Source organism: Actinoallomurus vinaceus (assembly GCF_039542055.1).
GTDB classification, from domain to species: domain Bacteria; phylum Actinomycetota; class Actinomycetes; order Streptosporangiales; family Streptosporangiaceae; genus Actinoallomurus; species Actinoallomurus vinaceus.
Window position 1 is genome coordinate 238,340 of the sequence record NZ_BAABHK010000012.1, and the last position, 19,949, is coordinate 258,288.

General features: G+C 72.6%; 19 protein-coding genes. 12 read left to right on the top strand and 7 right to left on the bottom strand.

The window, feature by feature from the left end; genetic code table 11:
- Positions 1-20 precede the first annotated feature (20 nt).
- The 6 genes from ABEA24_RS35680 (at position 21) to ABEA24_RS35705 (ending at position 6,205) form a co-directional block, all read left to right on the top strand.
- Positions 21-965: a helix-turn-helix transcriptional regulator gene (locus ABEA24_RS35680; RefSeq protein WP_345436685.1), complete on the top strand. Its 945-nt coding sequence runs from the start codon at positions 21-23 to the stop codon at positions 963-965.
- Positions 962-1,903, top strand: coding sequence for a helix-turn-helix transcriptional regulator (locus ABEA24_RS35685; RefSeq protein ID WP_345436686.1), 942 nt, complete (start codon positions 962-964; stop codon positions 1,901-1,903). The genes ABEA24_RS35680 and ABEA24_RS35685 overlap by 4 nt, the downstream gene beginning before the upstream one ends.
- A gap of 23 nt (positions 1,904-1,926) precedes the next feature.
- Entirely contained in the window at positions 1,927-2,115 is a 189-nt protein-coding gene (locus ABEA24_RS35690) for a hypothetical protein (protein ID WP_425551277.1), read from the top strand.
- Between the two features lie 61 nt (positions 2,116-2,176).
- Positions 2,177-2,515 carry a Sec-independent protein translocase subunit TatA gene (gene tatA, locus ABEA24_RS35695; RefSeq protein ID WP_345436688.1) on the top strand — a complete coding sequence of 113 codons (339 nt, stop codon included), beginning with the start codon at positions 2,177-2,179 and terminating at the stop codon, positions 2,513-2,515.
- A 22-nt stretch (positions 2,516-2,537) separates the two neighbouring features.
- Entirely contained in the window at positions 2,538-3,392 is an 855-nt protein-coding gene (gene tatC / locus ABEA24_RS35700) for a twin-arginine translocase subunit TatC (protein ID WP_345436690.1), read from the top strand.
- Positions 3,393-3,481: 89 nt separating this feature from the next.
- Entirely contained in the window at positions 3,482-6,205 is a 2,724-nt protein-coding gene (locus ABEA24_RS35705; protein ID WP_345436692.1) for a DEAD/DEAH box helicase, read from the top strand.
- A gap of 198 nt (positions 6,206-6,403) precedes the next feature.
- Here ABEA24_RS35705 and ABEA24_RS35710 read toward each other — a convergent pair whose 3' ends face one another.
- The 6 genes from ABEA24_RS35710 to ABEA24_RS35735 all read right to left on the bottom strand — a co-directional run bounded on the left by ABEA24_RS35710 (position 6,404) and on the right by ABEA24_RS35735 (position 13,904).
- Complete coding sequence (locus tag ABEA24_RS35710; RefSeq protein ID WP_345436694.1) at positions 6,404-7,768, bottom strand: extracellular solute-binding protein; 1,365 nt, start codon at positions 7,766-7,768, stop codon at positions 6,404-6,406.
- Positions 7,769-7,773: 5 nt separating this feature from the next.
- A complete protein-coding gene (locus tag ABEA24_RS35715; RefSeq protein ID WP_345436696.1) occupies positions 7,774-9,723 on the bottom strand; it encodes a VWA domain-containing protein in 1,950 nt (649 codons plus the stop codon).
- 125 nt (positions 9,724-9,848) lie between these two features.
- Positions 9,849-10,544, bottom strand: a complete 696-nt coding sequence (locus ABEA24_RS35720; RefSeq protein ID WP_345436698.1) for a Crp/Fnr family transcriptional regulator — start codon at positions 10,542-10,544, stop codon at positions 9,849-9,851.
- 158 nt (positions 10,545-10,702) lie between these two features.
- Positions 10,703-11,203 (bottom strand): hypothetical protein, encoded by a 501-nt coding sequence (locus tag ABEA24_RS35725; RefSeq protein ID WP_345436700.1) that lies wholly within the window; start codon positions 11,201-11,203, stop codon positions 10,703-10,705.
- A gap of 219 nt (positions 11,204-11,422) precedes the next feature.
- Positions 11,423-12,331, bottom strand: a complete 909-nt coding sequence (locus ABEA24_RS35730; RefSeq protein WP_345436703.1) for a 5'-3' exonuclease — start codon at positions 12,329-12,331, stop codon at positions 11,423-11,425.
- Between the two features lie 40 nt (positions 12,332-12,371).
- Positions 12,372-13,904 carry a SpoIIE family protein phosphatase gene (locus ABEA24_RS35735; RefSeq protein ID WP_345436705.1) on the bottom strand — a complete coding sequence of 511 codons (1,533 nt, stop codon included), beginning with the start codon at positions 13,902-13,904 and terminating at the stop codon, positions 12,372-12,374.
- Positions 13,905-14,277: 373 nt separating this feature from the next.
- Between ABEA24_RS35735 and ABEA24_RS35740 the strand changes: the two genes are divergently transcribed.
- From ABEA24_RS35740 to trhA, 6 genes are all read left to right on the top strand, one after another.
- The gene (locus ABEA24_RS35740) at positions 14,278-15,396 is read left to right on the top strand and encodes a M24 family metallopeptidase (protein ID WP_345436707.1); all 1,119 of its coding nucleotides are present in this window, start codon (positions 14,278-14,280) and stop codon (positions 15,394-15,396) included.
- Between the two features lie 163 nt (positions 15,397-15,559).
- Entirely contained in the window at positions 15,560-16,702 is a 1,143-nt protein-coding gene (locus ABEA24_RS35745) for an acyl-CoA dehydrogenase family protein (RefSeq protein ID WP_345436902.1), read from the top strand.
- A 43-nt stretch (positions 16,703-16,745) separates the two neighbouring features.
- Complete coding sequence (locus tag ABEA24_RS35750) at positions 16,746-17,186, top strand: Lrp/AsnC family transcriptional regulator (protein WP_345436709.1); 441 nt, start codon at positions 16,746-16,748, stop codon at positions 17,184-17,186.
- A gap of 282 nt (positions 17,187-17,468) precedes the next feature.
- The gene (locus tag ABEA24_RS35755; protein ID WP_345436711.1) at positions 17,469-17,675 is read left to right on the top strand and encodes a hypothetical protein; all 207 of its coding nucleotides are present in this window, start codon (positions 17,469-17,471) and stop codon (positions 17,673-17,675) included.
- Positions 17,675-18,415: a hypothetical protein gene (locus tag ABEA24_RS35760; RefSeq protein WP_345436713.1), complete on the top strand. Its 741-nt coding sequence runs from the start codon at positions 17,675-17,677 to the stop codon at positions 18,413-18,415. Before ABEA24_RS35755 ends, ABEA24_RS35760 begins: the two co-directional genes overlap by 1 nt.
- Before the next feature lie 38 nt (positions 18,416-18,453).
- Positions 18,454-19,128: a PAQR family membrane homeostasis protein TrhA gene (gene trhA, locus ABEA24_RS35765; protein WP_345436715.1), complete on the top strand. Its 675-nt coding sequence runs from the start codon at positions 18,454-18,456 to the stop codon at positions 19,126-19,128.
- A 9-nt stretch (positions 19,129-19,137) separates the two neighbouring features.
- On the opposite strand, the gene ABEA24_RS35770 is transcribed toward trhA, so the two are convergent.
- A complete protein-coding gene (locus ABEA24_RS35770) occupies positions 19,138-19,815 on the bottom strand; it encodes a TetR/AcrR family transcriptional regulator (protein ID WP_345436717.1) in 678 nt (225 codons plus the stop codon).
- Positions 19,816-19,949 lie beyond the last annotated feature (134 nt).

The following is a 19,949-nucleotide window of genomic DNA, read 5'->3' on the forward strand; positions in this document are numbered from 1 at the left end:
ACGGGCCAGAAGGAGTGACGATGTCGCGCCGCAAGACCGAGCGGCTGCTCAATCTCGTGGTGTGCCTGCTGGCCACCCGGCGGTACCTCACCGCGGAGCAGATCCGCCAGGCCGTGCCGGGTTATCCCGGCGGGGACGAGGCGTTCAAGCGCATGTTCGAGCGCGACAAGGAGGAGCTGCGCGAGCTCGGCATCCCGCTCGAGATGGGCAGCGACGGCGACGAGGAGGCCGGCTACCGGATCCAGCGCCAGGCGTACGAGCTGCCGGAGATCCAGCTCACCCCCGACGAGGCCGCCGTGCTCGGGCTGGCCGCCCGGGTCTGGCATCGGGCCAGCCTGGCCGAGGCGGCCTCCGGGGCCCTGCTGAAACTGCGCGCGGCCGGGATCGACACCGACGAGGCCGCCTCCCTCGGCGTCGAGCCCAGGGTCGGCGCCGACGAGCCCGCCTTCCCGGCGCTGTGGCGGGCCGTCCGCGACCGCCGGTCCGTCACCTTCGAGTACCAGGGCGTCGGGCGCAGCGGCCCGCAGCGCCGGCACCTGGAGCCGTGGGGTGTGGTCAGCAGGCGCGGTCGCTGGTACGTCGCCGGCCATGACCGCGACCGCGGGGAGACCCGGGTGTTCCGGCTCAGCCGCATCAGGGGCGAGGTCGTCGCCGACGGCCCCGCCGGTGCGGTGACGGTCCCGGAGGGCGTCGACCTGCGGGAGGTCGTCACCTCGATGGGCGGCCCGGCGCCCGCGCGGCGCACGGCCACCGTACGGCTGCGGCGGGGCGCGGCGGACGGCATCCGGCGCTGGGCGGCGAACATCCGCCGCGACGACGACGAATGGGACCTGGCCGAGCTGACGTTCGCCGAGGTGGAGCGGCTCGCCGACTACCTCGCCGGGTTCGCCGACGACGTCGTGGTCGTCGACCCGCCCGACATACGCGACGCGATGATCCAGCACCTGAAGGCGGTGTGCCAGTGAGCTCCTCGGAACGGCTGCGGCGGCTGCTGGCCCTGGTGCCGTACGTCATCAACCGCAGCTCGGTCAGTGTCGAGGAGGCCGCCGCGGCCTTCGGCGTGACCGAGAAGCAGATCATCGACGACCTCAACCTGCTGTGGTGCGTCGAGCTGCGCGCGCCCGACCCGTACTGCCCGATCGACCTGTCCTACGAGGGCGGCGAGATCGTGGTGTGCGAGGCGGAGTCGATCAGCCGGCCGCTGCGGCTCGACGTCGACGAGGCCGCCGCCCTGCTGGTCGCGCTGCGCACGATCGCCGAGATCCCCGAGCACGGCGACGCCGTGAGCCGGGTGATCGCCAAGCTGGAGGAGGCGGCGGGCGCCGCCGCCCGGCCGAGCAGCCAGGTAGCCGTCGAACTGGACGTCCACCCGGACGTCCTGGTCCAGGTGCGGTCGGGGCTGGACCAGGGGCGTCGCCTCCGGATGACCTATTACGTGCCGGGCCGGGACGAGAACACCGTGCGCGACGTGGACCCCATGCGGCTGCTCATCGTCGACGGCTGGTCCTACCTGGAGGGCTGGTGCCGCCGCGCCGAGGCGGTGCGCCTGTTCCGCCTGGACCGCATCGTGGATCTGCAGGTCCTCGACGTTCCCTCGAGCATCCCGGAGGAGGCCGAGCCGCTCGACCTGGACGACGGGCTGTTCCGTCCCTCGCCCGAGGACGTGCGGGTGACCTTCGAGCTGTCCCCGGCCGGGCGCTGGGTCGCCGACCACTACCCGTGCGAGAGCGTCACCGAGCTCGGGGAGGGCCGGGTCCGCGTCGTGCTGCGCACCCGGGACGTCCGCTGGGTGCGGCGCCTGGCGCTGCGGCTGGCGGGCAGCGGCCGGATCACCGAGCCCGCCGACCTGGCCGCGCACGTCCGCGAGGACGCCGCCCGCGCCCTCAAGCTCTACGACGCGTGAGCGGAATTCGCTAGGGTCGGCCTGTGCCGTGGATGATGCTGTACGTCGCGCTGGCCTTCGCCGGGATGGTCGTTCTGGCCGGCTGCGCGATCAAGGTGTCGCTCGCGGTGCGCGGTCTGGGCCGTGAACTGCGGCGGACCAGGGAGCGTCTGGAGCCGGAACACGCGAAGCTCGTCCGTGAGATGCGTCGTCTTGAGGGGTCGGGGGAGTGAGACATCCGGCCCGACAGCGTACGATCGGATGAGAAAGAGCCACTGCTGAAGAGGACTGAGTATGCCTGACCTTGGCCCGTGGGAAATTCTGATCATCGCGGTCGTCATCCTGGTGCTGTTCGGTTCCGCGAAGCTGCCCCAGGCCGCTCGTTCGCTCGGCCGGTCGATGCGCATCTTCAAGTCCGAGACCAAGGGCCTGATCAGCGACGACGATGAGCAGCCGCGCACGCAGGCGCAGCCGCAGGACGCCCGGGCGCAGGCGGCCCGGCTCCGTGAGCAGGCGGCGCTCCTGGAGCAGCAGGCGAACGCCCAGGCGCCGCAGCTGAACGCCCCGGCCGACGACGGCACCACCGTCAGTGGCGTGCCGCTGTCCCAGACGGAGCACGGCAAGAAGTCCTGACCGACTGCCACAATCACAGACCATGACGACCAAGCCGTCGCGGAGTGCGAATCCCGATGGGCGCATGCCGCTCATCGAGCACATCCGCGAGCTCCGCAGCCGCCTGATCAAGTCCTTCCTGGGTATCGTCGTGGGCACCGGCGTGGGGCTGTGGTTCTTCGACCCCATCTGGAAGTTCCTCCAGCAGCCGTACTGCCAGCTCCCGGAGAAGAACCGCCTGGGCAAGGGATGCGGCCTGGTCGTCAACGGCCTGACCGAGGGTTTCTTCCTCAACCTGAAGATCTCGCTGATCGTCGGCGTGGTGGTCTCCTCACCGATCTGGCTGTACCAGCTCTGGGCGTTCATCGCTCCGGGGCTGTACCAGCGTGAGCGCCGGTGGACGTACATCTTCCTGGCCGCCTCGGTCCCGCTGTTCGCCGGTGGTGCGGTCCTGGCCTACGTGACCCTCGACAAGGGGCTGGGCATCCTGCTCGGCTTCGTCCCGAACGGCACCACCGCGCTGATCACCGTGTCCAGCTATCTCGGCTACGCGGTGGCGATGCTCCTGGTCTTCGGGGTGACGTTCGAGCTGCCCCTGATCGTCGTGATCCTCAATCTGGCGGGGGTGCTGACGCACGCCCGCATCCGCAAGTCCCGCCGGCTGATCATTTTCGGTCTGTTCGTGTTCGCGGCGGTGGCCACGCCGAGCCAGGATCCGTTCACGATGATGGCGCTGGCGTTGCCGACCGTGGTGCTGTTCGAGGTCGCGGAGATCATCGCCTATGTCCACGACCGGCGTAAGGCCGCCCGGCCCGACCCGTACGCCGACCTGTCCGACGACGAGGCCTCGCCGCTCGACCTGCCGGACGGCGAGATCGAGGACGGCGAGCGCGTCTAGACCCCACCACGACGGTGCGGCGACCTGATCGAGCGCCTGATCCCGGGAGGGCAGCCGTTTCGGTCACCGGCGATCCGTAGGCTTGACCCATGACCACCCCCGCGGAGCGCTACGCCGCGCACCGGCAGCGCATGGCGGGCTTCACGCCCGCGCTCACCGAGTTCCAAAGCCTGTACGACTTCGACCTGGACTTCTTCCAGGTCGACGGCTGCCGCGCGCTGGAGGACGGCCACGGCGTGCTCGTCGCCGCGCCCACCGGGTCGGGCAAGACCGTCGTCGGCGAGTTCGCGGTGCACCTGGCGCTGGCGGGCGGCCAGAAGTGCTTCTACACCACCCCGATCAAGGCGCTGTCGAACCAGAAGTACGCCGACCTCGTGCGCCGGTACGGCACCGGGAAGGTCGGGCTGCTCACCGGCGACAACGCCATCAACGGCGAGGCGCCGATCGTCGTCATGACGACCGAGGTCCTGCGCAACATGCTGTACGCCGGGTCGCCGACACTGTCGGGGCTGGCGTACGTCGTCATGGACGAGGTGCACTACCTCGCCGACCGGTTCCGGGGCGCCGTCTGGGAAGAGGTGATCATCCACCTTCCCGAGTCGGTGCGGCTGGTGGCGCTGTCGGCGACGGTCAGCAACGCCGAGGAGTTCGGCGAGTGGCTGCAGGAGGTCCGCGGCGAGACCACCGTCATCGTGGACGAGGAGCGCCCGGTGCCGCTGTGGCAGCACATGCTGGCCGGCAACCGGCTGTACGACCTGTTCGTCGACGACGACCACACGAAGGTCAACCCGGACCTGCGCCGGTTCGCGCTCGACGACCTGCGGCGTACGAGGATCAACCAGAGCCGCCGCAGCGGCCGCAGGCGCGAGCGCCGTCCCGAGCGTTACCGGCCGCCGTCGCGCGCCGACGTCATCGACCGGCTGGACCGCGCCGGGCTCCTGCCCGCGATCACCTTCATCTTCAGCCGCGCCGGCTGCGACGCGGCGGTCGAGCAGTGCATGTACTCCGCGCTGCGGCTCACCTCGAAGGAGGAGGCCGAGCAGATCCGGGCGCACGTCGAGGCGCGCACCGCCGACATCCCACGGGCCGACCTGGAGGTCCTCGGCTACGGCACGTGGCTGGCCGGGCTGGAGCGGGGCCTGGCCGCCCACCACGCGGGCATGCTGCCGACGTTCAAGGAGATCGTCGAGGAGCTGTTCACCGAAGGGCTGATCAAGGCGGTCTTCGCGACCGAGACCTTGGCGCTGGGCATCAACATGCCCGCCCGCACCGTCGTGATCGAGCGTCTCGTCAAGTGGAACGGCGAGATGCACGCCGACCTGACCCCCGGTGAGTACACCCAGCTGACCGGGCGGGCCGGGCGGCGAGGCATCGACGTGGAGGGCCACGCCGTCGTCCTGTGGGCGCCCGGCGTCGACCCGGCGTCGGTGGCAGGCCTGGCCGGCACGCGCACCTACCCGCTGAACTCCAGCTTCCGCCCCTCCTACAACATGGCGGTGAACCTCGTCGGGCAGGTCGGCCGCGAACGCGCCCGTACCCTCCTGGAGGAGTCCTTCGCGCAGTTCCAGGCCGACCGCGCCGTCGTCGGGCTCGCCAAGCAGCTGCGCCGCAACGAGGAGGCCCTGGAGGGCTACCTGGAGGCGGCGACGTGCGACACGGGCGACTTCATGGAGTACGCCCGGCTGCGGCAGCGCCTGACCGAACGCGAGCGGGAGCTGGCCCGGGAGCGGTCGGGCACCCGGCGTGCCGAGGCGGCGCGCTCCTTGGAGCGCCTGCGCTTCGGGGACGTCATCATGGTCCCGCACGGCCGGTTCGCCGGCGCGGCGGTGGTCCTGGAGCCGGGGGCCGGGAAGCGCTCCGACGACCCGTCTCCGCTGGTCCTCACCATCAACCGGCAGGTCAAGCAGCTGGCCCTGGCCGACTTCCGGGGGCCGGTCGAGCCGGTGGACCGCATCAAGATCCCGCAGTGGTTCAGTCGCAGGTCGGCGCAGCACCGCCGCGACCTGGCCTCCACGCTGCGCAACAAGACGGCGCACCTCGACAAGCCCCGCCCGCAGAAGCACCCGGACTCCACGCGCGAGGACTCGCAGATCACCGACCTGCGGCGCCGTCTGCGTGAGCACGCGTGCCACGGCTGCTCCGATCGGGAGGACCACGCGCGCTGGGCCGAGCGGTACTTCCGGCTGGAGAAGGAGACGGCGGCGCTGCGCCGCCGCGTCGAGGGCCGCTCGCAGGTGATCTCCCGGACCTTCGACCGGGTCTGCGCCGTGCTCGAGCAGCTCGGTTACCTCGACGGCGAGCGGGTCACCGACGAGGGCCGCCGGCTCGGGCGCATCTACACCGAGCTGGACCTGCTCACGGCCGAGGGCCTGCGCGCCGGCCTCTTCGACGACCTGGGGCCCGCGCAGCTCGCCGCGCTCGTGTCGGCGCTGGTGTACGAGTCCCGGCAGCCCGAGGACGGGCGGGCGCCCCGCGTGCCGGCCGGGCCGGTGCGGGAGGCGCTCACCGAGATGCTCCGGCTGTGGGGCGAGCTGCAGGAGATCGAGAAGGATCACCGGGTCGCGTTCCTGCGCGAGCCGGACCTGGGCTTCGCCTGGGCGGCGCACCGGTGGGCGAGCGGCGATCAGCTGGACGCCGTGCTGGCCGACGCCGACCTGACGGCCGGCGACTTCGTCCGCTGGATGAAGCAGCTGCTGGACATGCTCGGGCAGGTCGCGGACGCCGCTCCGCCCGGCAGCGCGGTGCGCGGCGTCGCGGGCCGGGCCATGGACGCGATCCGGCGAGGCGTCGTGGCCTACTCCTCCGTCGGCTGAGCCGGTGGGGACGGCCGTGGCCGTCCCCACCGGACACGCCCTAGGCGGGTGCGCTTCGGCCCCTCGCGATCGCGCGCCGGTGGTCGGTCCGGCCGCTTCGACGGGCTCGCCTCAGACCGGCCTGCCGCCGATCGTCCAGCCCGCCTCGGCGGGTGCGCCGGACGGGCCGCCGCGACCGCGCGCTCTGGTCCCTCCGGCTCAGCCGCACGGCCGGCGCGGGTCGGAGCGGACCGGCCGTCCGGAGTACGCCGCGCGGAGCAGCCGGGCGAAGGCGGTGTAGTCCACGTCGGCGGACTGGAACGCGGCGGCGCGGAAGCAGCGCCGGAAGACCTCGCTGAACACCTGGTAGGCCGGGGTCACCGGGCGCGGACGCGCCCTCGCGATCGCCTGCCGGATCTGGCTGGCGAGCTGGGCGAGGTCGGCCTGGCCGATCTGCTGTTCGCTCGGGGAGGACCTGGGGCAGGGCCGGGGCGCCTGGTACGCCGACTCCCGGGTCGGCGCGAACCCTCCGCAGGCGAACAGCTCGGCCTGCGCGTCCCGGTCGGTGAGGAACTCGATCAGACGGCGGGCCTGGTCCTGTTTCCTGCTGTAGGCCGAGATGGCGAGGTTCTGGCCGCCGAGCACGCTCGGGCCGGGCAGCGGTGACACCCCGAACCTCAGCCGGGTGCCGGCGCGCATCTGCGGGTCGGCGGCCAGGACCCGGAAGGCGTACGGCCAGTTGCGCATGAAGGCGACCCCGTGGTCCTCGAACGCCTGGATGCTCGAGGCCTCGGTCGCGTCGGCGGCGGTGCGGTCGACGCCCCGCCCCTGGGGAGGCAGATCGGCGTGGAGGGCCGCCAGCGCGGACCTGATCGGCGTCGCGTACGCGTCGATGACCACCCGGTCGCCGTGCACGACGTCGCCGCCGAACCCCCAGATGAGCTCCAGGGCGTTCACGGTGCCGCCCTCGTAGTCGGCGAGCTGGAGGGAGTAGCCGGCTTCGAAGCCGCGCCCGCCGACCGCTCCGGCGGCCTGGCCGAGCAGGTCGGGCAGGCCCGCGGGCGGTTGCCGCCGGGCGTCGTTCCAGTAGTACAGCAGGCCGACGTCGGCGTTGAACGGCAGCGCGTACACCCTGCCATGCCAGGTCACCGACGGCCGCAGTTCCCGCAGGAAGTCCGGATCCCAGCCGTGCGGCAGCGGGAACGGGACGATCGCCTTCCTCTCGGCGAACTCCGCCGTCCAGGGCGCGTCGAGTTCGAGCACGTCGTAGTCGCAGCCGTGCGCCTCCGAGGCCGCCGCGAGCTGCGCGCGCTGGAGGTCGGCGAGGCCGGAGATCTCCACGAGCCGGGCCTGCAGGTCGGGGTCGTCCTGGTGCTGCGCGTTCCACTTCCGGATGAGCGCCTGGCGTTCGCTCGAGGCACTGACGTCCGTGCCGCCGGCCACCACGAGCCCGGCGTGCCCCGGACACGGGGTACGGCCGGCCGAGTCGCTCCACGGCGCCAGCGGCACCAGGACGGCCAGCACGCCGAACACCAGACCGGCGAGCGTCGCGGTCCGGTGCCGCCCGAGATACCGTTCCAGCATCCGCCTCATCCCCCGCCGGGTCGCGTCGTGAGGTCGAAGACCGACGTCACCACGTCGCTCGGCTGCCGATCGCCGGCGTCCACGCACCGTACGGACGTGCCCAGGGCCTTGATCGCCGCCGATCCGGCACAGGTGTCGGTGCCCGTCAGGACGACGACCGGGCGGGTCTTCAGCGCGCGTTTCAGGGGCGCGGCGCGGGCCCGGGGGTCGGCCGCCTCGGATCCGCCGTCGGTGAAGACCACGACGACCGCCTGCGGGTAGGCGGCGACCCGGGCGGCCGCGTCGCCGATCGCGTCGTAGAGCGGGATGTCGCTGCCCTGCGGCGTCAGCCCGTCGAGCGCGGTGCCGATCGATCCGCGGGGTCCCGGGGGAACCGCCAGGCGGACCCCGGGCTGCCCCTGGATGCGGGAGAAGGCGTCGAGCTCGACCGTGTCGGTGTCGTGGACGGCGGTCTGTGCCGCGGCCCGGGCGACCTGGACGGCGTAGGTGAACCGGGAGCCGCCCTGCGAACGGCCGCCGCTCATCGAGCCCGACACGTCGAGGGCCAGGACGATGTGCAGGGGAGGCCGGACCTGGGCGAAACGGGTCAGCGCGTCGTCGATCTCGGCGCGGCGGTAGGGCCGGACGGCGACGCGCGGCCTCGGACCGAGGTAGAGCCGGCCGTCGGTGGAGTCGGCGGTGCCCGCGCGGCCGGCGGTGTCGCGGAACGCCTCGCCCCGCAGGCGGCTGTGGCCGAGCCAGCGCCGGAAGTCGTCGATCTCGTGGGTTCGGCGTGCCGACGACTGACCGTCCCAGGTGACGCGGATGAAGGGGTAGTCGAAGACGCGCGCGTCCGACACCTGGTAGACGGCGAGCGGCGGACCGCCCCCGCCGGGGGCCGGGCAGGTGGTGCCCAGCGCCCGGCCGTGGCCGTAGTCCTCGAGCACCTGCTCGGGCGCGATCACGGCGAGGCGCTCGGGCGTGACGGGGCGGCGCCGCAGCGCGCACAGCAGCGCGGCGGAGTCGCTGAGGGGCAGGTCGGCGCTGCCGAGCGCGTGCTCGGTGGCCCGCGGATCACCGAGCGCGCCACTGGTGTACAGGTCGACATCGGCCAGGGCGCCGATCTCCGACACGTCCGGGCTCGCGCGGAAGGTGCGCTGGACGCCGTTGCGGCGGGCCGCGTCGAGCAGTTCGCCGAGGCGTGGCCGGTCGCGGCCGGCCAGCGCGTTGCGCAGGTCGTCACTGGCGGAGGAGGAGATCCCGACGACCAGCGGCGAGCTGCCGATCGACCCTTCGTCCGTCAGCCGTACGCCCGGGTGGGGCGCCGCGAGGAGCCGGCCGGCCTCACCGGAGGAGGCCGGGATGAGGATGTCCGGCTGGAGGGCGCCGCGGCCGTCCTCGCCCGCCCCCGGCACGGAGTACCAGCCGTTCTGGAAGCCGGACGCGACGTTGAGGATGCTGCCGGAGGCCGCCACGGTGATCCGCACCGGCCGGCATCGGGCCTTGGCGGTGTACTCCGCGGCGGCCCGCCGCAGGGCCGTGAGATTCTCCGGTGCCGTCAGCACCCGCAGGTCGATGGGCGGGGCGCACGATCCCCCGAACACCGCGGCCACCGTGCCGGTGGCGGCCCAGCCGAGCCCGGCGACCAGGGCGGCCGTCAGGCCGAACGCGAGGAGGGACCGGGCGAGCCGGGACAGCTGCGCTCCGGCGCCATCGACCCACCCGCGCAGCCAGTTGGCGATCGTGTCCTTCTCGCGTGCCAGGACCGCGAGGCCGGACAGCGAACTCGCGACGGCGATCACCCAGGTCAGCGCGATCGAGATCTGGTCCAGATGACGCAGGACGAGGGCCGCGCCGATGCCCGCCACGGGGATCAGGAAGACGAGGAGCTGCCACAGGTTGGTGATGACGTCCAGGAGCTCGCGCAGTAACCTCGATCGCCCAGGTCCACCGGCGGGCGATCGATCGCTCGTCATCTGGGAGTGATGCTCCCCTCAGCGCCGGGGTGATCGGGGTGATGAAGTGTAACCCCATTGATCTTCCGGCTCTGTGACATATGACGCACACGGCGTAACGGTCCCTGCCGGTCGTACGCGCCGGGTCAGCCGTCCTCGTCGTGCTCGGCGATGTCGCGCAGCGCTTCCAAGCGCAGGATCACGATGCGCATCCGGCGGGTCACCACGATCCCCTCCCGGCGCCAGACCGTGAGCGCCCGGGCGACGGTCTCGCGGGCCCGGCCGATCATGGTGGCGAGCTCCTGCTGCGTGAGGGGCAGCGGCAGGGTGACGGACCCGCCCGGGCCCGGCACGCCGTAGCGTTCGGCCAGGTCCAGCAGGAGCAGGGCGAGCAGCTTCGGACCGCTCGTACCGACCTGTGAGGTCATCCGCCGGTCGGCGTCGTCCATCCGCCCGACCATCACCCGCGCGAGGACCTGCGCCGCGTGCGCGTGGCTGTTGAGGAAGACGGCGAACTGCTCGGCCGGGATCGCGAGCGCGCGGACCCGGCCCAGCGCCTTCACGTTCGCCGACCGCGGCCGGCCGTTCAGCCAGCCGCTCTCACCGATCGTGTCCGACGGGCCCCGGATGGCGAGCATGACCTCCTGGCCGTCCGCCCGCCCGGCCGTCACCTTCACCCAGCCGTCCAGGATGATCAGGACGTGATCGGGGTCGGCGCCCTGGCTGCACAGCAGCGTGCCGGGCGCATACTCACGAGTCCGACCCGCCGTACGCAACGCGGCGCGTTCGGACTCCTGCAACGCCTGCCAAAAACCGTTCCTGTTCGCGAGGATCTCCTGCACCCGGTCTCCGTCTGCCCTTGACGGCAGAGGTTCGCTATTGAACCTCATTACCTCCAGTGGACCTAATAAAGGGGAAATCTGTCTAGTGGTCGGCACCCGGGTCATGGGGGAGGGGAGCGGAGTTTCCACGCCCGGATGCCGGCCGGTCCGTGTCGCCCTCAGTGACCGGAGGCCACCGCCATCGCGGCGGCGCTCCAGGCGAGGAACGCGGCCCCTGAGACGTATGCCCAGGCCAGCGCCTTCCGGGTGAGGATCGCACGGTGGCGGGTGGCGGCGGTCAGCAGCCGCAGCTGCCGGAAGGCCGGGGCCGCGAACTCCGGAATGTCCGGCGGTGTGATCGCGATGAAGCGGTGGAAGTCCTCCTGGGCCCCGGCGGTGACGGCGTGGGCGCGCGCCAGGAGCAGCAGGGCGTACGCCAGGCCGGCGGCGACGGGGAGGAGCGCGGCCAGCAGCGCGCGGCCCGGGATGGATCCGAAGAGCGTCTCGATCGTGCGCCACTGCAGCACCAGGCCCATGGCGCTCGTTGTGACCGTCCACCCGGCGAAGGCCGTGGCGTGGTTCGAGCGCTGCGTCATGGCGAACATCTCCGTCACGGTCGCGAACGCCGCCTCGTCGTCCCCGGGCGAGACGGGCGTCCTGCGGCTGAGGGTGGGCGTCATGGGCAGCCTTTCTCCCGTCGGGTTTGCAACTTTCACTGACCCTGTCACTGAAATGAGAACGCCGCGGATGCCGCTGTACTGCGCCAAATGACGCTTTTGCTGCAAACAGTCACCCGCTGGTCACATGACGGGACCAAGAGGTTTCAAACCCAATCCACCGCCTCCGAGCGGTGAGAACGCCGGAAGGCCGTTTCCGGGCGCTGAGAAGCGCCGGGAACGTCAGTCGGTGGCGAGCGCGGCCAGAAGCCGGTTGACCGGGCTGTCGAGGCTCCAGCGCTCGCTCAGCGCGACGAGGCGCTCCGGATCGCGCGGCGTGCGCGGCGCCTCCGCGTCGAACGCCGGAATGGGGATCCGCGTGGCGACCCCGACCACCGTCCGCGCGGCCGCGAGATAGTCCCGCGCCTTCTCCAGCTTCAGCCGGCTGCCCGCCGGGAAACCCGACGTCTCGCCCTCGTCGAGGGCGCGCTCGACCTCCTCCAGGGAGCCGAACCGGGTGATCAGCGCCGCGGCGGTCTTGTCCCCCACGCCCGGAACGCCGGGCAGCCCGTCGCTCGGGTCGCCGCGCAGCGTGGCGTAGTCGGCGTAGGCGCGGCCGGGAATGCCGTACTTCGCGGTGACCTCGGCCTCGTCGACGATCTGCAGGGCCTTGATCCCGCGTGCCGTGTAGAGCACCCGTACGGGCTTGTCGTCGCGGACGAGCTGGAACAGGTCGCGGTCGCCGGTGACGACGTCCACTTCGCCGTCATGCGCGGTGGCCAGCGTGCCGATGACGTCGTCGGCCTCGTAACCGGGAGCGCCGACCCGCGCGATCCCGAACGCGTCGAGGACCTCCTCGATCACCGGGACCTGGGTCGCGAGCGCGTCCGGCGTCTGGTCACCGCCGTCCGGACCCACCCGGTGCGCCTTGTAGGACGGCAGCGCCTCCACGCGGAACGCCGGCCGCCAGTCCGCGTCCATGCACGCGACGAGCGAGTGCGGCCCGCGGTCCCGGACCAGGCGCGCGATCATGTCGAGGAGCCCGCGCACGGCGTTGACCGGCGTGCCGTCGGACGCGGTCACCGACTCGGGGACCCCGAAGAACGCGCGGAAGTACAGCGACGGCGTGTCGAGCAGCATGAGTCCACCCACGCCGCCATCCTCTCAGCTCCGCGCCGCGGCCCGGCGCGGGTCAGACGATCTGGATGGCCACGACGCAGGTGTCGTCGTTGGGGTTGGGAGCGCCGAACGCCGACAGCACCCGGTCCAGGACGGTCTCCGGGTCGTTGCTGCCGACCGTGGACGCGACGCGCAGCAGCAGGTCCAGGCCGACCTGCAGGTCGCGGTCGCGCCGCTCGATCAATCCATCGGTGTAGAGCAGCAGCAGGTCACCGGGCTCCAGCGCCGTCGTCGTGACGCCGAACTCCGCGTCCTCGACCGCGCCGAGCAGCATCCCCTCCGGCGGGTCGAGCGTCGTGGCCTTGCCGTCGCGGATCAGCAGCGGCGGGAAGTGCCCGCCCTGCGCCCACGTGAGCGTGCGGGTCTCCGGATCGAACCGGCCGGCCAGCGCCGTCGCGGTGAGCGACGTCGGCCAGTGCAGCGTCAGGCGGTTGAGCCAGGCCAGCAGGCGGTCCGGCGATGCACCCGTGAACGCCAGCCCGCTCAGTCCGTTGCGCAGCCGCGCCATGGCGGCTGCGGCGTTCCGCCCGTGCCCGGAGACGTCGCCGATGGCCAGGAACACCCCTTCCCCGTCGATCGCGCTCGTCTCGTACCAGTCACCGCCGACACGGGAGAGGATGCCGGCCGGGAGGTAGCGGACCGCCGCCCGCAGGCCCGGCTTGTCGATGACGCGCGGCGGCAGGGGCAGGATCGACCGCTGCATGTCGATGGCGTGGCGCCGCTCCTCATCGACGCGGAGCTGCTCGAGCTGCCGCCGGGAGGCGGTGAGCGCCCGCTCGCCGCGGCGCCAGCCCGTGACGTCCTGGTAGACGCAGCGGACGGCGACGGGCCGGCCCGCCCCGTCGACGACGGGCTCGCCGATCAGGCGCAGCTCGCGGGTCTCTGCGCCGCGCCGGATGTGGATCTCGCTGTCGACGGCCTCCCGGCCGTCCACCAGCGTGCTGACGAGGTGGGCGGTGAGGGGGACGTCCTCCGGCACGACGACCGCGGCGAGCCGGTCGAGCGGCAGCGGCCCGTCGGCGGGGTCACGCCCGAAGATCGCGTAGACCTGGTCGGACCAATGGCTCGTACCGGTCGCCGGCTCCCACACGCCGCAGCCGAGATTGCCGAGGCGCTGGGCGTGCTGGAACTGGTCGAGGTGGTCGTCGGGGGCGGGCCGGGAGGACGTCCCGGAGCGGCCCTGCGGGACGGCGGCGGGCGGGCACGGGGCGACGGCCGGCGGCGCGGTGTCACCGGCGTCGTCGGCGGGAGAGCGGGGCACCGGCGGGGACTCGCCGTCGCGGGTCTCCGGGGCGAACAGTAATGCCGCGGCGTCCAGCGGGGAGAGTCCGCTGTCGCGCGCGATCTGGAGGAGATGCGTGTAGGCGGCGTCGACTCCGCAGCGCAGACGCTCGGCCAGAGCGCCCTTGGCCTGTTCGATGGGGACGGTGGTGCGGAGCCTGTCGCGCAGTTGCTCGAGCTCGGCGCGGAGCCGCTCGACCGTCGCCTCCGACGTGCCGGCCTGCTGCTCTTGGGGCGTGTCGCCCGTGGTGTGAGGGAATCCCATGGAGACCACTTTCGATGGTGATCGTCTGCGGGGCGATTGTGGATCTGCTCGCTGAGATGGTCGTCGTCGGTCGGGAATGCTGTGACTCACGGGGCCGGTGGGGCCCGCGCTCGCCCTGTGCACGCCCTGAACGTGTACGCCATGGTAGCGATTTTCGCTGTCCGTGATGGGGTTATCGCACACAGCGAGCATCGTCCATCGCGCTTGTGCGCGTCTTGTGCACACGTCCGTGGCGGCCGGGACCGGCGGATCTGGCCGCGGAGGGCGGCCGGGGCCGGTGGGTCCGGGCCGCGGAGGGCGGGCGGATACTCGATGTGAGAGGCGGGGAGTAGATTGCCGCCGTCATGTACGTCTCAACAGGAGAGGGAACGGTGTGACTAGCCCGAAAGCCCTATTCGAGCCCGACCGCCTCGCCCGGGTGCGCGAGGCGACCGCCGAGTCCGGACTCGGCGCGCTGCTGCTGACGCCAGGGCCGGACCTGCGCTACGTCACGGGCTACGACGCCATCCCGCTGGAGCGGCTCACGTGCCTGGTGGTGCCCGCCGCGGACGATCCCTTCCTGGTCGTGCCCCGGCTGGAGCTGCCCGCGGCGCAGGCGTCGACGGCGGGCGCGCTCGGTGTCGAGCTGGTGCCCTGGGACGAGACCGACGACCCGTACGCGCTGGTCGCCGCGCGGCTGCCGCGCGACCTGGGCCGCGTCGGCGTCGCGGACCGGATGTGGGCGGTCATGGCGCTGCGGTTCCGGGCCGCGATGTCCGGCGTGGAGCAGGTCGCGGCCGGCGGGGTCCTCGGCGAGCTCCGCAAGCGCAAGAGCGTGGCGGAGATCGAGGCGCTGCGGGAGGCGGGCGCGGCGATCGACCGGGTGCACGGCATCGTCCCGGCCCTGCTGAAGCCGGGGCGTACCGAGCGGGAGGTGGGCCGCGACATCGCCGAGGCGATCGTGGCCGAGGGGCACGCGACGGTCGACTTCGTGATCGTCGGCTCGGGACCCAACGGCGCGAGCCCCCACCACGAGCTGTCGGACCGGGTGATCCAGGCCGGCGAGCCCGTGGTGGTCGACATCGGCGGCACCATGCCCAGCGGGTACTGCTCCGACGAGACCCGCGTGTACTCCGTCGGCGAGGCGCCGGCGGACTTCCACGCCTACTACGCGGTGCTGAAGGAGGCGCAGGAGGCGGCCCGCGCGGCCGTGCGCCCCGGCGTCACCCCCGAGGCGGTCGACGCGGCCGCGCGCGACGTCATCGCGGCCGCCGGGTACGGGGAGTACTTCATCCACCGCACCGGCCACGGCATCGGCCTGGAGACGCACGAGGAGCCCTACATCGTGACGGGCAACACCGAACCGCTGGAGCCGGGGATGGCCTTCTCCATCGAGCCGGGCATCTATCCGGGACCGCACGGGGCGCGGATCGAGGACATCGTCGTGTGCACGGCCGACGGTCACGAGAGCGTGAACCACGTGACCCGCGACCTGATCGTCGTGGGCGGCTGACCTGCCGCCGGACCGGTCCTCGCGGGCCGGTCCGGCGGAAGTTCGTCCCCGAATGCCGCACTACGTCCCCTCGGTCCATGGCAATCAGTTACTTGGACGTCCTACTATTTTCTCGATGCGTCCCCTCAGCGTGGAGGGGCCATGGCCGGGAGGCGAGTGGACGATGGGCGTTGATCGTGAGCTGCCGACGCCGGAGGCGTACGACCTGCTCGAGCTGACCCGTGACCTGGTCACCGCCGAGCTCGCCCCGCGGGCGGCCGCCGACGAGGAGGCCGGCCGGTTCCCCCGCGAGGTGTTCCGCACGCTCGGCCGGGCCGGGCTGCTCGGCCTGCCCTATCCGGAGGAGTCCGGCGGCGGGCAGCCGTACGAGGTGTACCTGCAGGTCGTGGAGGAGCTGGCCGCGGGCTGGCTCGCGGTCGGCCTCGGTGTGAGCGTGCACACCCTGGCGTGCTTCCCGATCGCGGCGTACGGCTCGGCCGAGCAGCGGGAACGGCTGCTGCCGGACCTGATCGGCGGCGAACTGCTCGGCGCCTACTGCCTGTCGGAGCCCAGCTCCGGGTCCGACGCCGCCGCGCTGACCACCAAGGCCTACCACGACGGCGGCGCGTACACGATCAGCGGCACCAAGGCGTGGATCACCCACGGCGGGCACGCCGACTTCTACACCGTCTTCGCGCGCACCGGCGCCGACAAGAGCCGCGGCATCTCCTGCTTCCACGTCCCCGCCGGCACCGACGGCGTCCGCGCCGCGCCGCCGGAGAAGAAGATGGGCCTGCGCTCGTCCCCGACCGCGCAGATGCACTTCGACGACGCGCGCGCCCCCGAGGGCGACCGGATCGGCGTGGAGGGACAGGGCTTCCCGATCGCGCTGTCGGCGCTGGACGGCGGGCGGCTCGGCATCGCCGCCTGCGCCGTCGGCGTCGCCCAGGCGGCGCTCGACACCGCGGTCTCCTACGCCCGCGAGCGCCGTCAGTTCGGGCAGCGGATCGCCGACCTCCAGGGCCTGCAGTTCATGCTCGCCGACATGGCCACCGGCGTGGCGGCGGCCCGGGCGCTGTACCTCGCCGCGGCCCGCCGCCGCGACGCCGGCCGGCCGTACGGCCCGCAGGCCGCGATGGCCAAGCTGTTCGCCACCGACACCGCGATGCGGGTGGCCACCGACGCGGTCCAGGTGCTCGGCGGCTACGGCTACGTCACCGACTTCCCCGCCGAGCGCTACCTGCGGGAGGCGAAGGTCCTGCAGATCGTCGAGGGCACCAACCAGGTCCAGCGCATGGTGATCGGACGGCACCTGGCGGGTCGATAGGGCGTTCCCCCGCGAAATCGTCCATCGCGATAGGTTCTGAGGCGTGGAGGACATCGACCGGCAGATCGTGGCCCTGCTCGCCGAGGACGGCCGCATGAGCTTCACGGACCTGGCGCGCGAGACCGGCCTGTCCGTCTCGGCCGTGCACCAGCGCGTACGGCGGCTGCAGAAGCGCGGCGTGATCAAGGGTTACTCGGCGGTGCTCGACCACGAGGCGGTCGGTCTGCCGCTCACCGCGTTCATCTCGATCAAGCCCATCGACCCGGCGGCCCCGGACGACGCGCCCGAGAAGCTCGCCCACCTGCAGGAGATCGAGGCCTGCCACTCGGTGGCCGGCGAGGAGAGCTACATCTTGAAGGTGCGGGTCGCCTCACCGTTCGCGCTGGAGGAGCTCCTGCAGCAGATCCGGGCCGCGGCCAACGTCTCCACGCGGACCACGGTCGTGCTGAGCACCCCCTACGAGGGCCGCCCGCCCCGGCTCTGAGCATTCGCGGCGGGGCCGGTGACGCCGCGGGTCGGTGTGCTCCAGGTCCCCGGCCGCCGGACCATCCGACTTACTATGTAAAGGACGCCGCCTTCTCGCTCCCACACCGCAGGAATCCCGGATCCGCCTCCGAGCCCGCCGGAGCCCCCGGTCCGCGAAGAATCCGCCGGGATGGCGGGGACTCGCCACAACTCTGCCGTGCGGATGCCGTGGGCAGGGCGTTCGGAAGGCATTGCCGAACGGTCGTCGCCTTCCACTGGCCCGCTGGCGAAAGTACTCGCCATGGCGACACGAATGCGCCGGGGCACGGCCTCGGGCACAGGGGATTGGCTGCTGATGTTCCTCCAGTCGAGGGACGCGCCGCCGCGCCGATGGCACGGCGCGGCGACCGGGCCGGGGGAGTGGCTCCTGGTCTTCCTGGAGGCCGCTCGGGCGGGCCGGCCGATGGTCCTCGGCGGCTTGGAGCCGGTACGCGCGAGGGGGGCCTAGTGGTCGCGAGGATGCTCTTCGCGGCCCTGCTCGGCGCCGTCATCGGCGGCGCCGAGCTCGCCGGCCGCTACCAGGACAAACCCGCGTCGGCGGTGTTCTCCCCGTCCGGGATGCTGTACGTCATCGTCAACGCCTCCGCCTCGACGCTGGCGCTCATCCTGGCCGAGTCGATGGGGTGGCGCTTCGCGCTCCCGGAGGGCGCCCCGCCCATCGGCGCCGACGTCGCGCAGGTCATGGCCGCCGCCGTGGGCTCGGCCGCGGTCTTCCGCTCCTCCTTCATGATCGCTCAGGACAAGGGCGTCAGCATCGGGCCGATCCTCCTGCTGTCCGGGCTGCTGAAGATCGTCGACGCGGCGATGGACCGCAAGCGGGCACTCAGCCGGCTGGCGGGCAACGACCTGCACGGCCTGTCCTTCGCCCGCGACCACGCCGCGCTGGCCGAGCTGTGCAGCCACGCGCTACGGCGGTACGAGCTCGCGGAGGCGCAGCGGCTCGGTGAGCTCGCCGCCGACCTGCGGGCCCGTGACGACCTCACCGACGCCGACAAGCTGGACTGCTTCGGCCTCGAGCTGACCCGCCTCGTCGGCGAGCGGGCGCTGCGCAAGGCCGCGGACCGACTCCGGGACCGGCCGGCGCTGGAAGAGGTGGCCGTCACGGTCGAGGACGTCCAGGAGGCGGACACCGAGTTCACCTCACGCCTGGGTGGAGGCAGACGGCTCGCCCGCCGTTCGGAATACTGAGTGTCTGCACGCTCACCGGACGGACGAAGGAGGGGCCCATGGGTGGACCGGCGGCACGCGTGGGGGAGCTCGCCCAGGCGGTCAAACCACGGCTGCGCGGCTGGCTGCACGCCGGCGCCTTCCCGGCCGCGCTGGTCGGCGGCATCGTCCTGGTCGCGCTCGGCCCGACGCTGCCGGCTCGGCTGGCCGCCGCGGTGTACGCGGTGACGTCGGCGCTGCTGTTCGGCGTCTCGGCGCTCTACCACCGTGGGCACTGGTCGGAGCGGGCCGAGGCGGTGCTGCGGCGCTTCGACCACGCCAACATCTACCTGATCATCGCCGGCACCTACACGCCGTTCGCGCTGCTGGCGCTGCACGGCACGGCGCGCACGGTGGTGCTCTCGGTGATCTGGTCGGGCGCCGCCGCGGGGGTGCTGTTCCGCATCGTGTGGGTGGGCGCGCCGCGCTGGCTGTACACCGCGCTGTACGTCGGGCTCGGCTGGGTCGCGGCGGCGGTCATGCCCCAGCTGCTGGACGGCGCGGGCTGGGCCGCGCTCACCCTGGTCTGCGTGGGCGGTCTGCTCTACAGCACGGGCGGCCTGGTGTACGGGCTGCGCCGTCCGGACCCGTCACCGCGCTGGTTCGGTTTCCACGAGGTGTTCCACGCGTTCACGATCGCCGCGTACGTCGCGCAGTACATCGCGGTCTCGTTCGTCGTGTACCGGGCCGCCTGACGGCGCCGCTCAGGCTCCGGCCAGGCGGGTGAGCCACTCACGCAACAGCGTGGTCTCCGCCTCGGTCAGCGCCGCCGGTGTCCGGTCCGCCAGTGCGGTGGCGAGCGCGACCGCCAGGGCGGACGGCGACGACGGGCCGTCGTCGAGCTGGTCGGTGGTGACGGCGGCGAGCACGGCCTCGCGGGCGCGCGGTGACAGCTCGGGGTCGTTCCGGTCGCCGGAGATGAGGCTGAGGGTCACGCCGACGCCGGCGGCGCTGATCATCCGCGCGGCCGTCTCGACCGGTACCCGCAGCCGTCCGGCCCGCGCGACCTTCTCCACCAGCTCGACGAGGACGCGGTACGCCTCGTCGGCGGCCTCCCCGCGTCGTGCCGTGCCGTACATCAGCGTGTAGAAGGCCGGGTACTCCAGGCCGTACGTCACGTTGGCGTCCCAGCCCCGGCGCAGCTCCTCGACGGGGTCGCCGGTCGCCGACCGGGCGCGCTCGTCGGCGATGAAGCGCTCGAAGCCGTAGGCGACGACCGCGTCGAGGAGCCCGTCCTTGTCGCCGAAGTGGTGGTAGAGGGACGGTGCTCCGATCCCGGCCGCGGCGCACACGGCACGGGTGGACAGCGGCGCGCCGTCGGACTCGGTCAACAGGCGGGCGGCCGCGTCGAGGATGCGTTCTCGGGTACCGATCTCCGTCACGAAAACGATGGTACAGCGATCAGTGTAACGAAAGTCACGTTCTCGCTCGGATGGCGAGCGCCGAGCCCGCGGCTGATCGTCCGGGCGACGCCCGGGGAGGTGTCGGCCGGACCCGCCGGCGGGCAATATCGTTA

Coding starts and splice junctions, on each gene's coding strand:
- ABEA24_RS35680 (WP_345436685.1), top strand. CDS start 21: ATGTCGCGCCGCAAGACCGAGCGGCTGCTCAATCTCGTGGTGTGCCTG.
- tatA (WP_345436688.1), top strand. CDS start 2,177: ATGCCTGACCTTGGCCCGTGGGAAATTCTGATCATCGCGGTCGTCATC.
- tatC (WP_345436690.1), top strand. CDS start 2,538: ATGACGACCAAGCCGTCGCGGAGTGCGAATCCCGATGGGCGCATGCCG.
- ABEA24_RS35705 (WP_345436692.1), top strand. CDS start 3,482: ATGACCACCCCCGCGGAGCGCTACGCCGCGCACCGGCAGCGCATGGCG.
- ABEA24_RS35710 (WP_345436694.1), bottom strand. CDS start 7,768: ATGCTGGAACGGTATCTCGGGCGGCACCGGACCGCGACGCTCGCCGGT.
- ABEA24_RS35715 (WP_345436696.1), bottom strand. CDS start 9,723: ATGACGAGCGATCGATCGCCCGCCGGTGGACCTGGGCGATCGAGGTTA.
- ABEA24_RS35725 (WP_345436700.1), bottom strand. CDS start 11,203: ATGACGCCCACCCTCAGCCGCAGGACGCCCGTCTCGCCCGGGGACGAC.
- ABEA24_RS35735 (WP_345436705.1), bottom strand. CDS start 13,904: ATGGGATTCCCTCACACCACGGGCGACACGCCCCAAGAGCAGCAGGCC.
- ABEA24_RS35745 (WP_345436902.1), top strand. CDS start 15,560: ATGGGCGTTGATCGTGAGCTGCCGACGCCGGAGGCGTACGACCTGCTC.
- ABEA24_RS35755 (WP_345436711.1), top strand. CDS start 17,469: ATGGCGACACGAATGCGCCGGGGCACGGCCTCGGGCACAGGGGATTGG.
- trhA (WP_345436715.1), top strand. CDS start 18,454: ATGGGTGGACCGGCGGCACGCGTGGGGGAGCTCGCCCAGGCGGTCAAA.